This window comes from Streptomyces sp. TS71-3, from assembly GCF_018327685.1.
In the GTDB taxonomy this organism is placed as follows: Bacteria; Actinomycetota; Actinomycetes; order Streptomycetales; family Streptomycetaceae; genus Streptomyces.
Genome location: NZ_BNEL01000001.1, coordinates 3,791,575 through 3,808,963, shown reverse-complemented (window position 1 = coordinate 3,808,963; position 17,389 = coordinate 3,791,575). Strand labels below are relative to the sequence as shown.

Here is a 17,389-nt window from a genome sequence, read left to right as displayed (position 1 = left end):
CGTGCCACCCCGTTGGTACGTTCCACACAAAGGACGCGGTCTACGCCTGCGCACGCGTGATGCTGGTCACCATGACCCGGCCCGGTGGCCGGGAACGCGGGCCCGGGATGCCGGGGGCGCGGGTCCGGGGCGCCTGGAGCGAACTGTGGGGTCCCGCCAATTTCTTTCGCGGGTCTCGCTCATCCGGCCGCGGGCGGCCACGGCGCCGTTAACGTCGTCGTCCCGGCACCGCCGACCGCGTCCCCGCTGATCGAAAGCGCTCGCCCCATGCATCACGAGCGGCCCGATGGGCCCGCCGACGAGGCCGCCGGAGCAGCCCGGCCCGCTGCCTCCGCCACGTCCGCCACCTCCTCGGAGATCCGCCCGGGGATCCCCGCGCCCGGCCGCGAACCGCGCCCCACCGCGGCGAGTGCCGCACCGCCCTCCGGTGCCGCACCGGTGACCGGCAGGGCACGCGCGTCCGGAGCCGCACCGCCGACCGACGACGCATACGCGCCCGGTGGCGCAGGCGGCACGCCCTCGGGAGTGCTGGCCCCCGAGAGCGAACCGCTCTCCGCGGGCCTGAAGCAGCGTCACCTCACCATGCTCGGCCTCGGGGGCGTGATGGGGGCCGGGCTCTTCGTGGGCTCCGGCGCGGGCATCGCGGTCGCCGGGCCCGGCATCGTGGTGTCCTACCTGGTGGCGGGGGCGCTCGTCACCTGCGTGATGCGGATGCTGGGCGAGATGTCGGCGGCGCTGCCCGCCTCGGGGTCGTTCTCGGTGCACGCGGAGCGCGGCCTCGGCCGGTGGGCGGGGTTCACGGCCGGCTGGATGTACTGGTTCATGCTGGTCGTCGTGCTCGCCGTGGAGGCGACCGGGGCCGCGGGGATCGCGCACGGCTGGCTGCCGGGGGTTCCGCAGTGGGCCTGGGTGGGGGCCTTCATGCTGGTCTTCACGGTGAGCAATCTGGCCGCGGTGCGCAGCTTCGGGGAGTTCGAGTTCTGGTTCGCCGCCCTGAAGGTCGCGGCGATCGTGCTGTTCCTGCTGCTCGGCGTGCTGGCGATCCTGGGGCTCCTGCCGGACACGCGGGCGGTGGGCCTGCACAACCTCACCGGCGCCCGGGGCGGCTTCCTGCCGAGCGGCTGGGACGGCGTGCTGTCCGGCGTGCTCGCGGTCGTCTTCGCCTTCGGCGGGCTTGAGGTGGTCACCATCGCGGCGGCCGAGTCGGACGACCCGGCGGTGTCGGTGGCGCGCGCCGTGCGCAGCGCGGCGTACCGGATCGTCTTCTTCTACGTCGGCTCGATGCTGGTCATCGTCACGGTGCTGCCGTGGACGGCCCAGAAGGCAGGACTGAGCCCCTACGTGACCGTTCTCGACGCGCTGCGGGTGCCCTCGGCCGCCACGATCATGAACATCGTGGTCTTCGTGGCCCTGCTGTCGTCGCTCAACGCCAACCTGTACGGCTCGTCCCGGATGATCTTCTCGCTGGCCGAGCGCGGCGAGGCCCCCAAGGCGCTGCTGAAGGTCGCGCAGGGGGTGCCGCGGGCCGAAAGGCGGCGGGGCGAGGACGTCGGGGAGGGCGAGGACCACGAGGGGGCGCGGGCACCCGCGCTCGGGCCGTCCGGCGGCCGAGGAGGTGGAGGCGGTGGAGGCGTGCCGCGGCGAGCGGTGTTCGCCTCGGTCGTGTTCGGATTCGTCTCGGTCGTGCTCAATCTGAAGTGGCCCGACACGGTCTTCCTCTACCTGCTGAACGCGGCCGGCGCCGTGCTGCTCTACGTCTGGGCGCTGATCGCCGCCACGCAACTGCGGCTGCGCCGCCTGCTGGAGCGCGAGGCGCCGGAACGGCTGGTGCTCAGGATGTGGGCGTACCCCTGGCTCAGCCGGGCGGTGCTCGTGGTGATGGCCGCGGTGCTGGGCCTCATGGCGCACGATCCGTCCACCCGGCCGCAGGTGCTCTGGTCGACGGGCGCCCTGGCCGTGCTGCTCGCGGTCGCCGGGGCCCGGGAGCTCCGCGCGCGGCGCGCCCGCCGGCCCGGTCAGGACGGGACCTGAGCCGGTCCGGCACCAGGCAGCGCCAGGCGCGCCCGGCGCGGACAGCCGAAGGCCCCCGCGGGGAGACGACCCGCGGGGGCCCTTGTACGCGGTACGCGCGCGTGGGCAACGCCACGCGCCGGGGTCACTCGAAGATCGGGCCCACCGTGCGGGTGCGCTTGATCTCGTAGAAGCCGGGGATCGAGGCGACCATCAGGGTGCCGTCCCAGAGCTGTGCCGCCGCGTCGCCCTTGGGCGCCGGGGTGACGACCGGGCCGAAGAAGGCGACCTCCTTGCCCTCCGGTCCCGGTACCGCGATCACGGGGGTGCCGACCTCCTGGCCCACCTTGTCGATGCCGACCTTGTGCGAGGCGCGCAGCTGGGCGTCGTACTCGTCGGAGTCGGCGTAGTCGGCGAGGGACGCGGGCAGGCCGGCGTCCTCAAGGGCCCCCAGGACGGCCTCCCGGGTGGGGCCCTCGCCGCGGTTGTGGAAGCGCGTGCCCAGGGCGGTGTACAGCTTGCCCAGCACCTCGTCGCCGTGCTGCTCCTGGGCGGCGATCACCACGCGCACCGGGCCCCACGCCTTCTTCATGCCCTCCCGGTAGTTCTCGGGGAGGGTGTCCAGCTTGGGTTCGTTGAGCACCGCCAGGCTCATCACGTGCCAGCGGACCTCGATGTCGCGGACCTTCTCCACCTCGAGCACCCAGCGGGACGTCATCCAGGCCCACGGGCAGAGCGGGTCGAACCAGAAGTCGACGGGAGTCTTCTCGGACATCTTTACTCCTCATGAAACATGGGCTCATCGCAGGGCGTACGCCGCCCGGCGCAGACGACCGTACGGCTGATCATGCACGTTGTACCGCCCGTGGCACCGCTCCCGTACCACGGGAGTCCCGCACGGGCGGTACTCCTGCGGCAACGCCACAGGTCACCCGCGCCATTCCCGCTGTGCCCCGTCAGCGGTCCGTGGCAAGATCGGTGCCGTCCGAACCCCGTGCGCGTCCCGGCCGTGCATGCCGGCGCCGGTGGGCCGGTACCGGTGTAGTTCCAGGCCGGCGGGCAGAAGAGCCCCAGGGCCCTACGAGAGTCCCTTCGCGTCACACAAGCGAGTCACGTCACACAAGCGAAACGACGAACAACCCAAGCGAGCCGCTAGAAGGAGTGCCGCCCGTGCCCGGTGAGAACCTGTCCCGCGACGAGGCCCGGGAGCGGGCCGCCCTGCTGTCGGTGGACGCATACGAGGTCGCGCTCGACGTGCGCTCCGCCGTGGGCACCGCCCAGAACCCCCCGAAACGGGGGGACGGCGACGCGGCGGGCGACGACGTGCAGCCCACCTTCCGCTCGGTCACCACGATCAGGTTCCGCTGCGCCGAGCCGGGCGCGGGCAGCTTCGCCGACCTGATCGCGCCGAGCGTCACGGCCGTCTCGCTGAACGGCAGGGACCTCGACCCGGCGGACGTCTTCGACGGCAGCAGGATCACCCTGGAGGACCTCGCCTCGGAGAACGAGCTGGTGGTGGACGCCCAGTGCGCGTACAGCCGCACCGGCGAGGGCCTGCACCGCTTCGTCGACCCGGAGGACGGCGAGGTCTACCTGTACACGCAGTACGAGCCCGCGGACTCCCGCCGGGTCTTCGCGAACTTCGAGCAGCCGGACCTCAAGGCGCCGTTCCGCTTCGAGGTGACCGCGCCCGACGGGTGGGGGGTCTGGAGCAACGGGGCGGGCGAGCAGGTCGACTCCGTGTGGCGGTTCGCGGAGACCAAGCCCATCTCCACGTACATCACGGCGGTCGTCGCGGGGCCCTACCACTACGTGACCGACTCCTACACCCGGATCCTGGACGACGGCGGCACCCTCGAGATCCCGCTCGGCGCGATGTGCCGCAGGAGCCTGGCCCGGTACTTCGACACGGACGACGTCTTCCTGATCACCAAGCAGGGCCTGGACTTCTTCCACGACCACTTCGGCTACCCGTACCCGTTCGGGAAGTACGACCAGGCGTTCGTGCCCGAGTACAACCTGGGCGCGATGGAGAACCCGGGCTGCGTCACCTTCCGCGAGGAGTACATCTACCGCGGCCGGGTGACGGAGGCCGCGTACGAGCGGCGGGCCAACACCATCCTGCACGAGATGGCGCACATGTGGTTCGGCGACCTGGTCACCATGCGCTGGTGGGACGACCTGTGGCTGAAGGAGTCGTTCGCGGACTTCATGGGGGCGTTCTCGCTGGTGGAGGCCACCCGCTGGACGGACGGCTGGATCACCTTCGCCAACAACCGCAAGTCCTGGGCGTACCGCGCCGACCAGCTCCCCTCGACCCACCCGATCACCGCGGACATCCGCGACCTCCAGGACGCCAAGCTCAACTTCGACGGGATCACGTACGCCAAGGGCGCATCGGTGCTCAAGCAGCTCGTCGCCTATGTCGGCCAGGACGCCTTCCTGGAGGGCGCCCGGCGCTACTTCAAGCGGCACGCCTACGGCAACACCCGTCTCGGCGACCTGCTGTCGGTGCTGGAGGAGACGTCCGGGCGGGACATGGCCACCTGGTCGCGCGCGTGGCTGCAGACCGCGGGGGTGGCCTCGCTGACCCCGCAGGTGCTGCTGGGCGAGGACGGGCGGGTCGCGGAGCTGGCCGTCGTCCAGGAGGCCCCCGAGTCGCACCCCACGCTCCGCCCGCACCGGGTGCGCGTGGGCCTGTACCGGCGCGCCGATCTGGAGGGCGTCGAGCCGGGCGCCCTGGTGCGGTACGCGAGCGCCGAGACCGATGTCGAGGGAGCCCGCTCGGTCGTCGCGGAACTGGCCGGAGCCGAGGCCCCCGAGCTGGTCCTCGTCAACGACGACGACCTGACCTACTGCAAGACCCGCTTCGACGAGACGTCCCTGGACACCCTGCGGGCGGGGCTCGGCGACGTGATGGAGCCGCTCCCGCGCGCGTTGTGCTGGTCGGCGCTGTGGAACCTCACCCGGGACGCGCTGCTGCCCGCGCGCGAGTTCGTCTCCCTGGCGCTGCGGTTCGCGGGCCGGGAGAGCGACATCGGCGTGCTCCAGATGGTGCACGCGTGGGCCCGCTCGGCCGTGGCCCACTACGCGGCGCCCGAGTGGCGCGAGGAGGGCGGCAGGCTGCTCGCCCAGGGCGCGCTGCGCGAGCTGCGGCTCGCCGCGCCCGGCAGCCAGCGGCAGCTCGCCTGGGCTCGGTTCTACGCGTCGGTGGCGGCCGACAAGGCCGATCTGGAGGTCCTCCAGGGCCTGCTGGACGGCACCGCGACCGTGGAGGGCCTGGAGGTCGACCAGGAGCTGCGCTGGACGTTCCTGGAGCCGCTGGCGGTGCACGGCGCCGCCGACGAGAGCGCCCTCGCGGCCGAGCTGGGGCGCGACGCCACGGCATCGGGCAAGCGGCACCAGGTGCGGTGCCTGGCGGCCCGGCCGTCCGCGCAGGTCAAGGCGGAGGCGTGGGAGTCGGTGGTGGGGTCTGACGAGCTGTCCAACGCCCTCGTCGAGGCGGTGATCGCGGGCTTCTCGCAGCCGTCGCAGCGCGAGCTGCTGGCGCCGTACACGGAGCGGTACTTCGAGGTGATCTCCCGGATCTGGGAGGAGCGGTCGATCCAGATCGGGATGCATGTGGTGCGGGGCTTCTTCCCGGGCCTGCAGGGCGCTCCCGCGCTGGACGCCGCCGACGCGTGGCTCGCGGCCCACGAGGACGCCCCGCCCGCGCTGCGGCGGCTGGTGCTGGAGGCCCGCGACGACCTGGCGAGGGCGCTGCGGGGGCAGCGGGCGGACGCGGAGGCGGCTGCGGCGACGGCCGTGGTCGCGGGGTAGGCGTCGGGCGAGGCGGGGCCCCGGCTGGGGCCCCGGCTCGTGGCGCACGGTCGAGGGCAGCTGGTGGCGCACGTCGAGGGCAGTGGGCGGCGGACAGCGAGGGCAGCGGGCGGCGGACAGCGAGCCGCACACTCGTCAACACAGCCTTGACGGACATGCTTTCGGAGGTTCCGGGGTTCTTGTCTGGGTTTGTCGACGGGTTGGTAACAGCGGTTCGTCGGCGGTCCCGTGGCGGGGACATTGCCGGTCATGAACCACAACAGCCCTGTTTCCCCCCGGCCCTTGAGCCATCTCTGCCAGGCCCAGCGGCGGGTCCTCAGCACGGCCCAGCTCCGGGCGCACGGTGTCACCCTCGCGCAGGCACGGGAGCGGTGCCGGCCCGGCGGCGACTGGCAGCGGCTCCTGCCCGGTGTCTTCCTGCTCCACCCGGGCCCGCCCACCGCGGAGGAGCGGCTGCACGCCGCGCTGCTGTACGCGGTGCGCCCGGGGACCGCCGCCGGGCCGCTGACCGCCGTGACCGCCCCGCAGGGCCCCGGTCACCACGGCACCGCGGGGCTCTCCGGCGGCCAGGTCGGGGGCGGCCGCCCCGAGGCCGCCCCGCGGTCCGGCGCCCGCTCGGCCGAGGGGCCCGGCGAGGCGATGGTGACGGGCCTCGCCGCCCTCGCCCTGCACCGGTTCGGCACCGCTCCCCCGCTGGCCGCGCTGGACCCGATCGACGTGCTGGTGCCCCGCACCCGGCGGCTGCGCTCGGTCTCCTTCGCACGTCTGGTGCGCTGCGCGACGCTGCCGGAACCCGACCGGGTCAGAGGCGTGCCGGTGGCGCCGGTGCCCCGGGCGCTCGCCGACGCCGTGGCGCAGTTGGCCGGCACCACCGCGGTGCACAGGGTGCTGGCCGAGGCGGTGCACGGCGGACACTGCGACGTGGCCGCCGCGGCCGCCGAGCTGCGGCGCGCGAGGCTGCTGGAGCTGCCGCACGTGGCCGAGGCCGTGCAGGCGCTGCTCGACGGGCACCGGTCGCTCGCCGAGGACCTGCTGTACCGGACGGTGCGGGAGCACCACCTGCCGGAACCGCTGTGGAACGTCGACCTCCAGCTCCCCGGCGGCCCGCACCTCGGCGCCGTGGACGCCTACTGGCCGGACCACGCCGTCGCCCTGGAACTGGACACCGAGGCGCCCAGAACGAGCGGCGGCGACTGGGAGGAGGACGTCCTGTGGGCGGAGTTCGCCCGCCGGCGTGAACACCTGGAACGCCTCGGCATCATCGTCGTGCGCACCGCGCCCCACTCCCTGTGCGAGGCGCCCCGGCAACAGGCCGCGGTGTTCCGCACGGCCCTGATGGCCGCGGCCGACCGCGACCCGGCGGCGTACGTACGCGTACTGCCGCGGTGAGGGGCGCCCCTCCGGGGGATGGCCATTCCTTGGTAAGCGTGGTGAGGCTCCGTACGATGAGCAACCGGGGGACGGGCCGCGCGGGACGAACGTCAAGACGAACGTCAACGGGGGAGATCAGCACATGGCGTGGGACGAGTGGGAGCACCTGAAGGCGGACGCGGCGAAGCGCAGGAGCGCGGGCATGCAGATCGACCACGTGCCCGACCCGCTGCCGGGAAACGCCAGGGACGGCGACCTGGTCGTCCACGACGACGAGCTGGGCAAGCTCGGCAACATGGCGCACGACCTGCGCGACCGGCTGAGCGTCGAGGGTGACTACGCCCGCGCCAGTACCTTCGACGCCTCGGTCCAGCTGTTCAACGACGGCCTCGACACGGGCTCGGCGCTCACCGAGTTGCACGACGCCTGGAACAGCCAGCTGAGCACGCTCAAGGAAGCCTGCGCGCACATCTCCAACCACCTCGACTTCACTCGCGGCCAGCACGGCAAGGACGACGCGGCGATCCAGACCGGGGTGCGGGACGTGGACGGGAATCTGCTGACTCCGTCCCGGATCAACGAGTACTTCGAGTAGGGGCCGCGGAGATGCTGACGGTCGACCAGTTACGGAACCTGCGGCTCGGGCAGTTGAAGACCGCTGTCGACGACTGGAAGCACATGGTCGGCAAGCTGAAGGAGTTGAACGACGGCGGCGGGGGCGGGGGCGGCGTCACGGCGCAGGGCCTCAAGGCCCGTACGGGGGCGGCGAACTGGAACGGGGTCAACGCCACGGTCGGCAAGGAGTTCGTCACGAAGACGGCCTCGCAGTTCGACGACGCGGTGGTGGAGGCCGAGGGCGTGCACGCGCTGCTGAGCGACGCCCACAGCCGTTTCACCAAGCACAAGAAGGACCTCAACGACACCATCGACGACCTCGCGAAACGCGACATCACGGTCAACGGCAAGGGGCGTGTGTCGTCGGCGGCGCCCTCGGGCGCGGCGGCGGGCGATGTCAAGCCGCCTACCAGAGAAGCGCTGGACGCGGCCCAGGCGCGCATCGACAAGATCATGGACGCGGCCGACGAGGACGACCGCGTGATCGCCCGCGCGCTGCGCGCCTACGCCAGGAACAAGTACGACTTCTCCGATCACGCGGTGAAGGGAGCGGCGGACGCGGAGAAGCAGCAGGGGAAGCAGGACGCGAAGTACTGGACGGACAGGATAAAGAAGGGCGACGTGGCGAAGTGGAGCGACGCGGACGTCGCCCGCTTCAACGAGGTCCTGAAGGAGCAGAAGGACAACCCGGCGTTCGCGGAGGCCTTCGCCACCGGCCTCGGCGCCGACGGCACGCTCCAGTTCTGGCGCGATCTGGCGGCGCCGCCCGGGGGCGCGCTCGACGGCGAGCGGGCCCGGATACTCGCGCACGTCCAGGACAACCTGAGCATGACGCTCGCGTCGGCCACCCACAGCCACAGCCCCGCGATGGAGCAGTGGAAGCACGACGTGATCGCGGCGGGCGACAAGACGTTCCCGGTCGACCCGAGGATGCCCGCGGGCCCGAAGGGCTTCCAGATCATGAGCAGCCTGATGGGCAAGGGCACGTTCGACGGAAAGTTCCTCGACGACTACGGCAAGAGCCTGCTGACGTACGAGCGCGGGATCCGCGGCGGCCCGGAAGCACTCTGGTTCGACACGACGAACCTCAACTATCCGCCCACCGACGACATCAACGACCCCGTCCCCGGCTTCCTCGAAGCGCTCGGCCACAACCCCGAGGAGTCCGTCGCCTTCTTCGACGAGTCCAGCGGCGACGGCGGCGACAGGATGAGCAACTTCGACTACCTCGTCGGCGGCGGCGACGGCTCCCGGGAGTGGCCGAAGAACGACGACGGCGAGAAGTGGGGCCAGAGGAGCCTGGGCCACGCGCTGGAGGCGGCCACGGAGGGCGTGCCGTACGGATCGGATGCCAAGCATCCGCCGCACAGCGAGGAGTCCGCCGCCCTGGTCCACCGGCTGGTCGAGGAGTTCGGCGGCGCCACCGACCGCTTGGAGGGTTCCGAACTCCGCCCGAGCCTGGGGAGGATCACGGCGGACTACATGCGGGACGTGCAGGGAGGGATCAACGGCTCCGGAGGGGTGCACGTCGAGACCTACGGGGTCGATGCCGATCTCGGCGGCATCGACGGCCATGGCCTGGGCCGTTTTCTCGGATATGTCGGCAAGGACCCCGACGCCTACGGCGCGATCATCAATGCTCAGCAGGCGGTCACTACGGAGTTGGTCAACGACGCATTCCGCGACGGTGGCTACGACGACATCACCGAAGAGGTGCAGAACCGCGTCGATCCCGGGTCGGGAATCGCCGGGATCCTGGCAGAGTCCCGTACCAAGGCGATCTACGACGAAAGAATCGCCTCGGACGAGGAGTTCAACGACGGCATCACCAAGATGAACGATCTGGCGGGGCAGGCCATCGGCTACGGCGTGTCGCAGATCCCGGTCGGCGGCGATGTCGCAAGCCAGGTCATTGACAAGGTCCGCGGCGCGGTCGTCGACCACTACGCCCAGGACCACAGCGCCGAGGCCCACAGGGACCGAGAGGACTTCCTGGAGAACCAGCAGAGGTCATCGGTGGACGCGGTTCACGACGCGGTCTACACCGCCGCCGTCAACGCGGGGGTGGACTCGAAGAACGCGGAGAGCCAAGCCGAGGCCGCCGCCAGACAGGTGCGAGACACCTATAACCAGGGACGCCAATCGGGAGGGTGACGAGACAAAGTGAGACTCACGAAGGTGCCGGGCGGCCGCGGGGGCGTCCTGGCGATCGCCGCACTGCTTCTCGTCGCGGTCGGGATCGGTGCGTGGCAACTATGGTGGCCCGCTGTCGGCGTGCCGGACCGCGTGTGCCAGCAAGCGATACCGGGGCGATATGCCGCCGATGTGCTGCCCAAGAGGGGGGAGCACTTCGATGAGGAGTTCGTCTATGCCTTCACGACGGCAGGTATCTACTGGAGGCACTCGGGCACCTGCACCCTGTCCGGTGGCGGGAGGGGTCTGGGAATCGATTTCGTCCGGCAGCGGACCTCGGACTACGACAGCGCCGATCTGGCCGAGGACCGCGGGCGGCCGGGCAACAGGCCGGTCAGGCTCGGCCCCGCGCTGGGCTTCGCACACGGGTGGCGAGTCGACCTCTTCACGGACTGCTCGTCCCCGAACGGAAAGGCGTTTCTCAGGGTCGAGGTCAGCATGGATGGATCCGGCAAACCGGACGACGAGGAGCTCCAGAACCTGGCTGACCTGGCAGGCGGCACCATGCGCGCCGTAGCCAACAAGCGGATCGCCTGCAAGGAAGGCACCCCCAAACTGCCGGACGGCGCCCCGAAGCTCGGATGACCGGGCTCGGCTCTGGCACCGCTGCCAGGCCGAGCCCGCCGCAGGGGCCGCAAGGCCCCGACAAGGGGCGCGGGGAACTGCGCGAGAAGGCCCCACCCCCCGGCAGCTGAACACGAACCCGCAAGGGGCACCCTCCAGGGGCGCGGGGAACCGCGCAAACAAGCCCACCGCCCGCCGGCCGAGAAGAAACCCGCAAGGGGCTGGCCCCGACGGCCCGCCGCAGGCGAGGGAGCCCGCCGCCAGGCGAAAGGGGGTGGCCGCTCAAGCGCGAAGCACAAGCTCCGTGTTCCGGTCCCCCGACGCCCCGCCAAGATCGCTCCGCGCCCCCGGCTGGTTCGCGGACAGCTCCCGGTACAGCGCCGCGAGCCCCGTCTGCGACAGGTCGGAGAAGTCCGTGCGGTGCGGGGCCGCGGACTCCACGAGCGTGGTGTGCAGCGAGAGCGTGCCGTCGTGGTTGTCGACCAGCTCGAAGACCCGGGCGAGCTGCGGGTAGTCGACGTGGGAGGCCGTGGTGACCTCCCAGAACGTGCCGCGCGGCTTGATCTCGTTGCGGTGGGTGTGGCCGTTGATCCAGGCCAGCACCCGCGGGTGGCTCCCCAGCACCTCGACGAGCTCGTCGCCGCCGTGCCGGGCGTCGCCGGGGCGGGCCGGGTCGGTGCGGAGGTTGTCCATCGTGGTGCTGGTGTGGTGGCTGAAGACCAGCACGTAGCCGTCCCGGTGCTCCTTCAGGGTCCGCTTCAGCCACGCCAGCTGCTCGTCGCCGATCGAGCCCTCGTATCCGCCGCCGGGGTTGATGGTGTCGAGGCTGATGCCGAGGACGTCGTCGGCGATCTGGAACGTGTAGTACTGGGTGCCCGCGGCGAGGTTGTCCGCGGTGTAGCCGTGGCCGACCGGGCCGGGGCCCTCGTGGGCGGGGTCGAGGTGGGCCTTGAGGTACTCGGCGGGCGTGAACGGCGCACGGGACGGGTCGGGGGTGACGGTCCGCATGCGCCGGCGCTCGCTGCGCAGCAGCTGGGCGATCAGGCTGCCCACCGGGTCGGTGTCCTTGTGGATGCCGTCGTAGATCGCCTTGGTCTCGGCACCCGGCAGCGAGAACAGCTTGCGGTCGCCCACCGCGAAGTCGGCGAGGTACGACTCCCCCGTCCCGTAGCAGCCGAGCACGAGCCCGTCGTGGTTGCCGACCGTGGAGTACCAGGGGAGGTTCAGGCCGGGGCTGCGCAGGGTGCGGATGGCGGCGTCGAGGTAGCCGGGCAGGGCCGGGAAGCCGAGCTGCTTGTCCGTGTCGCGCAGGGCCGCGTCCTGGGGCTGCCAGTAGAGCGCGAGGCCGCTGTCCTGCACGCCCTCGTAGCGGTTCGGATCACCGGTGTTGGGGGTGATCAGGCCGCCGCTCATGGTCTTCATGAACCAGTCGAGCTCGCTGCGGGCGTTGTTGTCCGTGTTGTCGCCGGTGGTCACGACGAACCGCAGCGGCGCGCCGGTCACCGGGGCGCCGCGCAGCGCGTTGATGCGCTCCACCAGGGAGACGGCGCCGGCGACGGTGAGCGCCTCGTGCGGCCGCCAGGCGTTGAGGACCTGCCGGCGCAGGAACTCCAGCCGCAGCGGGTGCTGCACGTCCTGCAGGTGCAGGTCGGTGAACTGGACGAACGCGGCCAGCGCGGTGCGCCGCTCGGCGCGCCCCGAGCCGGGCGCGGCCAGCTCGGCGCGCGTGACGCGCTCCCAGCCGGGGCCGGAGGAGAGCCGCCGGTAGCCGGGGCCCGAGGCCGAGGCGACGGTGTCGAGGGTGGTGCCCGCCCGGTAGGGGGCGAGGGGCGCGGCCGGGGCCTTGCGGGAGTGCAGGACCTCCTCGGCCGCGCCGGGCGCCGTGGGCGTGGCGGCCCCGGCCGTCCCGGAACCGCCGAGGCCCACCGCGCATCCGATCCCGGCGCTGAGCGAGAGCCCGCCGGCGGCCGCCAGAAGGGTGCGGCGGTCGACGTTGCGTGCTGCGGTGGTGGCAGTGGTGGCCACAGAGCGTAGGCGCGGCATGGCGCGGTCTCCCCGAGTGCTGACGCGTCGGCAAAAGGCGCGGAGGGCTCGGGGCCCGAACCTCCCGCTTCCATTCGATCGTTGGCACACGGGGTGGCCTGTGCGTTAACAGGGCGGCAACGGCCAACGCCGATCCCCCGACGTGGATCTCGACGGCGTTCGCCGGCCATGGAGACCTTGTCCGCCGGAGGGGGAACGGTCACGGGGAGTTCATTTTCCGGGGTAACGAACGGTCAGCGGAGACCCTTCCGTCGCGGAGACCCTTCCGTCGCGGAGACCCTTCCGTCGCGGAGACCCTTCCGTCGCGGAGACCCTTGCCGGGGAGACCCTTCCGCCGGGGAGACCCTTGCCGGGGAGACCCTTCCGCCGGGGAGACGCCGCCCTCAGCCTGCCGCCGGCCGGACCCTGCCGTCGGCGGGCCGCTCGCGCCACATGGTGAGGCCCACGTCGACCAGGTCCACGCGGTCGAGCGCGGGCACCTCCTCCAGCGGGTGCCAGGCGGCCAGGTCGGTGGAGCCGCCGATCTCGTTGCGCAGCCGGCCGCCGGTGATCCGGCCCTCGTAGACGATGCGCACCCCGTGGGAGTCGACCATGTCGCCGGGCTCGCGCTCGTACTGGCGGATCCGGGAGTGGACGCCGAGCAGGACGCCGGGGGCCACGGCGTACCCGGTCTCCTCGTCGACCTCGCGGATCACCGTGTCGTAGGGGTCCTCGCCGTGGTCCGTCCCGCCGCCCGGCAGCGTCCACTGCTTGATTCCCAAGTGCCGGTCGACCCAGCGGGCCAGCAGCACCTGCCCGTCCCGGACACACACCGCGTAGGCGGCGACTCTGAGTTGTTTCTGCATGGCCAGACGTTAGGGGTGCGCGGCCCGCGGACGGCCGGTGGGGTGGAGGGCGTACGGCGGCGCGGGCGCGGGTCCCTACGGCGGAGCGGGTCCGTACCGGGGCACGGATGCGCGGGGGGCGCAGGGCACGGACCGGGGCAGGAGGCGCGTATTGCAGCACGGTCTCATTTCCCTTTGCCCAACTTCCGGCGGCCGGGCGGTGATTAGATCGGTCCGAACGCTCATCCGGACCCCCATACCGGACTGCACGATCGCTCCGATCCGTCCGTATCCGTCAGGAGCAGGGATGCCGCATGAAGACGCATGACCCGCACAGCGCACCGAGATCCGGTGCGAGACACAGACGCACGGCCCGTGTGGCCCTGGCCGCGGCCCTGGTGGCCGCGCTGTCCGCGGGCACTCCGCTGCCCGCGGCCTTCTCGGCCGACGCCGGCCGGGACCCCGGGCCGACCCCGAGGTCGGCCGCCGCCAAGCTAGGCTCGGCCGACGCGAACCTGCTGGCCGGCGCCAAGGCCGCGGGCGAGAAGAACGTCACGATGATGATCGCGACCGCGCCGGGCGCCACCGGCCAGGTCGCGGACCAGCTCAAGGCGGTCAGGGGCGGCTCCGTCGGCCGCGTCTACGACAAGCTGGGCTACGTGCGCGCGACCGTGCCGACCGCGCGGGCGGACGCGGCCATCAAGGCGGCGGAGAAGCTCTCCACGGTGCACGGCATCGACCTCCGCCAGGAGATCAAGCTCGACGACCCGCACCCGGACGCGAGCGGCACCGCGAAGGCAGCGCAGGGCGCCGGCAGGGACGCGGGCAAGGGGGCAGGCAAGGGCGCGAGCGGCGCCGCCAAGGGCAGTTACCCGGCCCCCGGCAAGCGCACCCCCGCCAGGAACCCGTACAACCCGTCGTACGAGACCGGCGCCGTCGACTTCGTCAAGCAGCACCCCAAGGCGGACGGCCGGGGGGTCACCATCGGCATCCTGGACTCCGGCGTCGACATCGCCCACCCGGCGCTGCAGAAGACCACCACCGGCCAGCGCAAGATCGTCGACTGGGTGACGTCCACCGACCCGATCCTGGACGGCGACGCGACCTGGCGCCCGATGACCACGGCGGTCGAGGGGCCCACGTTCACGTACGGCGGCGCGACCTGGAAGGCGCCCGCGGGCGCGTACCAGGTGAGCGTCTTCAAGGAGTCCGCCTCGCTCGGCGGCGACGCGCAGGGCGACCTGAACCGCGACGGCGACACCACCGACTCGTGGGGCGTGCTCTACGACCCGTCGGCCGGCACCGTCCGCGTCGACCTGGACGGCGACCACGACTTCGGCGACGAGCCGGCCATGAAGCCGTACAAGGACGCCCACCAGGTCGGCCACTTCGGCACCGACGACCCGGCCACGGCCGTCGTCGAGCAGATCCCGTTCGTGGTGGAGGTCCGCAAGGACGTCCCCATGGACCCGTACGGCGGCGACCGGGTCGGCAAGAAGGCCGACTTCGTGAACATCGGCGTCATAGAGGCCGAGCACGGTACGCACGTCGCGGGCATCACCTCGGCGAACGGCCTGTTCGGCGGGGCGATGAACGGCGCGGCGCCGGGTGCCCGGATCGTCTCCTCGCGGGCCTGCACCTGGACCGGCAGCTGCACCAACGTCGCGCTCACCGAGGGCATGATCGACCTGGTGGCCAACCGCGGCGTCGACATCGTCAACATGTCGATAGGCGGCCTGCCCGCGCTGAACGACGGCAACAACGCCCGCGCGGAGCTGTACACGCGCCTCATCGACACCTACGGCGTGCAGCTGGTGATATCCGCCGGCAACGACGGTCCCGGTGTCAACACGGTCGGCGACCCCGGGCTCGCGGACAAGGTGATCTCCGTGGGGGCCGCCATCTCCAAGGACACCTGGGCCGCCGACTACGGTTCGCAGGTGAAGACGCCGTACGCGATGCTGCCGTTCTCGTCCGGCGGGCCGCGTGAGGACGGCGGGTTCACGCCGACGATCTCCGCGCCGGGCGCGGCGGTCAACTCCACCCAGACGTGGCTGCCCGGCGCGCCGGTCGCCGAGGCCGGCTACAGCCTGCCGCCCGGCTACTCCATGCTCCAGGGCACCTCGATGGCCTCCCCGCAGGCCGCGGGCGGCGCGGCGCTGCTGCTGTCAGCCGCGAAGCAGGCGGGCATCGCGCTCTCCCCCGCGACCCTGCGGACCGCGCTGACGTCCACCGCGAAGCACATCGACGGCACCCAGGCCTACCGCGAGGGCGCGGGCCTGATCGACGTCGTGGGCGCCTGGAAGGCCATCGAGCGGGGCGCGCGCACCCACACGGCGGACACGCACTCCTTCACCGTCAAGGCGCCCGTCGACACGGTGCTCGCCGGGTCGCTGGCGACCCCGGGCTCCGGCATCGGCGTGTACGACCGCGAGGGCGGTCTGAAGGTGGGCGGGCAGAAGACCTACGACGTGACGCTGACCCGGACCTCGGGACCGGCCGGCACCATCCGGCACCAGCTGCGGCTGAAGAACGGCGACGGCACCTTCCGGATCCTCGGCGGCGACTCGGTCGGGCTGCCGCTGCACAAGGCGGTCACCGTCCGCGTGGCGGCGAAGCCGCGGTCGGCGGGCGTGCACAGCGCGATCCTGACGGTGGACGACACCCGCACCGAGGGCATCGACCAGCAGGTCCTCAACACGGTGGTGGTCTCGGCGCCGCTCGCGGGCCCGTCCTTCACGGCCACGCAGTCCGGCTCCGTGCAGCGCAACGCCAGCCGCTCGTACTTCCTGACGGTGCCCAAGGGCGCCAAGAACCTCCAGGTGGCGCTGGGCGGCCTGGCCGAGGGCAGCCAGACGCGGTTCATAGCGATCCACCCGTACGGCGTGCCGTCCGACGACACCTCCACCCCGAGCTGCTACCCGAACTACGACAACCCCGCCAACGTCTGCCGCCCCGACCTGCGCACCTACGCGAATCCGCAGCCCGGGGTCTGGGAGATCGAGGTGGAGGCCCGCCGCACGTCCCCGGTGCTGGACAACCCGTACCGGCTCGACGTCTCGGTGCTGGGCGTGACCTTCGACCCGGCCGTGCAGACGGTCCCGGAGGCCAAGGCCGGCACCCCGGCCGCGGTGTCCTGGACGGCGACGAACGACTTCGCGGCCGTCGACGGCACCCTGGCGGGCGGCGCGCTCGGCTCTGCGATGACGGCGCGGCCGTCCATCGGCGAGGGCGAGACGCAGACGACCGAGGTCGTGGTGCCGGAGGGCGCGGAGAGCCTCGACGCGGCCATCGGCGGTGTCTCGGACGCGTCGGCCGACCTCGACCTGACGGTCTACGACGCGGACGGCAACGTCGTCGCGCAGTCCGCGGACGGCGACTCCGACGAGTCCGTGAGCATCGCCTTCCCCGACCCGGGCACGTACACGGTCGAGGTCGCGGGCTACTCGGTGCCGTCCGGTTCGACGGAGTACGACTACCGGGACGTGTTCTACTCGAACTCCCTCGGTGAGGTCTCCGTCGACCCCTCGCAGCACGTGAAGCTCGCGAGCGGCGCGTCGGCGCCCGTCTCGGCCGAGGTCGTCGCCAAGGCTCCGGCCGCGGACGGCCGGCGGCTCTTCGGCGAGGTCCAGCTCCTGAACGAGCGGGGGATGGTCGCGGGGACGGCCAGCGTGACGATCGAGAGGGTGACGCAGTAGCGGCAACCCGACTGCCCCGGGGCGGGCGGTACCGTCACGCCCGCCCCTTACCGGGGTCTGTTGCTTCTTGCGCTGCCGCGCGGGGTTTCCTGCGCGGCTTGCGCTGCGCGCACCAGCGGATCGAGGTGCCACTGACCGGTCGTGTCCCGACCATCTGGACGGTCGTGGTTGCTCGCGCAGTTCCCCGCGCCCCTGCAGGGCGCCTTGGGCACCGGACGGCGAAAGTGGCCGTTCGCCGTTCCTGGACTCGTG

At 72.1% G+C, this 17,389-nt stretch carries 10 protein-coding genes; 7 read left to right on the top strand and 3 right to left on the bottom strand.

Features of this window, described 5'->3' with window-relative positions; all coding sequences use genetic code 11:
* The first annotated feature begins 582 nt into the window (after nt 1-582).
* Nucleotides 583-2,031, top strand: coding sequence for an amino acid permease (locus Sm713_RS15380; protein WP_212912026.1), 1,449 nt, complete (start codon nt 583-585; stop codon nt 2,029-2,031).
* Nucleotides 2,032-2,155: 124 nt separating this feature from the next.
* On the opposite strand, the gene Sm713_RS15375 is transcribed toward Sm713_RS15380, so the two are convergent.
* Nucleotides 2,156-2,785 carry a DsbA family protein gene (locus Sm713_RS15375; RefSeq protein ID WP_212910185.1) on the bottom strand — a complete coding sequence of 210 codons (630 nt, stop codon included), beginning with the start codon at nt 2,783-2,785 and terminating at the stop codon, nt 2,156-2,158.
* A 395-nt stretch (nt 2,786-3,180) separates the two neighbouring features.
* On the opposite strand from Sm713_RS15375, the gene pepN reads away from it, so the two are divergent.
* The 5 genes from pepN (at nt 3,181) to Sm713_RS15350 (ending at nt 10,593) form a co-directional block, all read left to right on the top strand.
* Nucleotides 3,181-5,829 (top strand): aminopeptidase N, encoded by a 2,649-nt coding sequence (gene pepN / locus Sm713_RS15370; RefSeq protein WP_212910184.1) that lies wholly within the window; start codon nt 3,181-3,183, stop codon nt 5,827-5,829.
* Nucleotides 5,830-6,078: 249 nt separating this feature from the next.
* Nucleotides 6,079-7,218 carry a hypothetical protein gene (locus Sm713_RS15365; protein ID WP_212910183.1) on the top strand — a complete coding sequence of 380 codons (1,140 nt, stop codon included), beginning with the start codon at nt 6,079-6,081 and terminating at the stop codon, nt 7,216-7,218.
* A gap of 124 nt (nt 7,219-7,342) precedes the next feature.
* Nucleotides 7,343-7,795, top strand: coding sequence for a hypothetical protein (locus Sm713_RS15360; RefSeq protein ID WP_212910182.1), 453 nt, complete (start codon nt 7,343-7,345; stop codon nt 7,793-7,795).
* Nucleotides 7,796-7,806: 11 nt separating this feature from the next.
* Complete coding sequence (locus Sm713_RS15355) at nt 7,807-9,969, top strand: hypothetical protein (protein WP_212910181.1); 2,163 nt, start codon at nt 7,807-7,809, stop codon at nt 9,967-9,969.
* Between the two features lie 24 nt (nt 9,970-9,993).
* Nucleotides 9,994-10,593: a hypothetical protein gene (locus Sm713_RS15350; RefSeq protein WP_212910180.1), complete on the top strand. Its 600-nt coding sequence runs from the start codon at nt 9,994-9,996 to the stop codon at nt 10,591-10,593.
* 261 nt (nt 10,594-10,854) lie between these two features.
* Here Sm713_RS15350 and Sm713_RS15345 read toward each other — a convergent pair whose 3' ends face one another.
* Together Sm713_RS15345 and Sm713_RS15340 are read right to left on the bottom strand one after the other, a co-directional pair.
* Nucleotides 10,855-12,615: a TIGR03767 family metallophosphoesterase gene (locus Sm713_RS15345; protein WP_212910179.1), complete on the bottom strand. Its 1,761-nt coding sequence runs from the start codon at nt 12,613-12,615 to the stop codon at nt 10,855-10,857.
* Nucleotides 12,616-12,998: 383 nt separating this feature from the next.
* Nucleotides 12,999-13,460, bottom strand: coding sequence for an NUDIX hydrolase (locus Sm713_RS15340; protein WP_212910178.1), 462 nt, complete (start codon nt 13,458-13,460; stop codon nt 12,999-13,001).
* Nucleotides 13,461-13,753: 293 nt separating this feature from the next.
* Between Sm713_RS15340 and Sm713_RS15335 the strand changes: the two genes are divergently transcribed.
* Entirely contained in the window at nt 13,754-17,137 is a 3,384-nt protein-coding gene (locus Sm713_RS15335) for a S8 family serine peptidase (RefSeq protein ID WP_212910177.1), read from the top strand.
* The last annotated feature ends 252 nt before the right edge of the window (nt 17,138-17,389 follow it).

What these genes read in the sequence shown, in the direction of transcription:
- Sm713_RS15365 (WP_212910183.1), top strand. Translation starts at nt 6,079, where the DNA reads ATGAACCACAACAGCCCTGTTTCCCCCCGGCCCTTGAGCCATCTCTGC.
- Sm713_RS15335 (WP_212910177.1), top strand. Translation starts at nt 13,754, where the DNA reads ATGAAGACGCATGACCCGCACAGCGCACCGAGATCCGGTGCGAGACAC.
- Sm713_RS15360 (WP_212910182.1), top strand. Translation starts at nt 7,343, where the DNA reads ATGGCGTGGGACGAGTGGGAGCACCTGAAGGCGGACGCGGCGAAGCGC.
- Sm713_RS15375 (WP_212910185.1), bottom strand. Translation starts at nt 2,785, where the DNA reads ATGTCCGAGAAGACTCCCGTCGACTTCTGGTTCGACCCGCTCTGCCCG.
- Sm713_RS15355 (WP_212910181.1), top strand. Translation starts at nt 7,807, where the DNA reads ATGCTGACGGTCGACCAGTTACGGAACCTGCGGCTCGGGCAGTTGAAG.
- Sm713_RS15345 (WP_212910179.1), bottom strand. Translation starts at nt 12,615, where the DNA reads ATGCCGCGCCTACGCTCTGTGGCCACCACTGCCACCACCGCAGCACGC.
- Sm713_RS15380 (WP_212912026.1), top strand. Translation starts at nt 583, where the DNA reads ATGCTCGGCCTCGGGGGCGTGATGGGGGCCGGGCTCTTCGTGGGCTCC.
- Sm713_RS15340 (WP_212910178.1), bottom strand. Translation starts at nt 13,460, where the DNA reads ATGCAGAAACAACTCAGAGTCGCCGCCTACGCGGTGTGTGTCCGGGAC.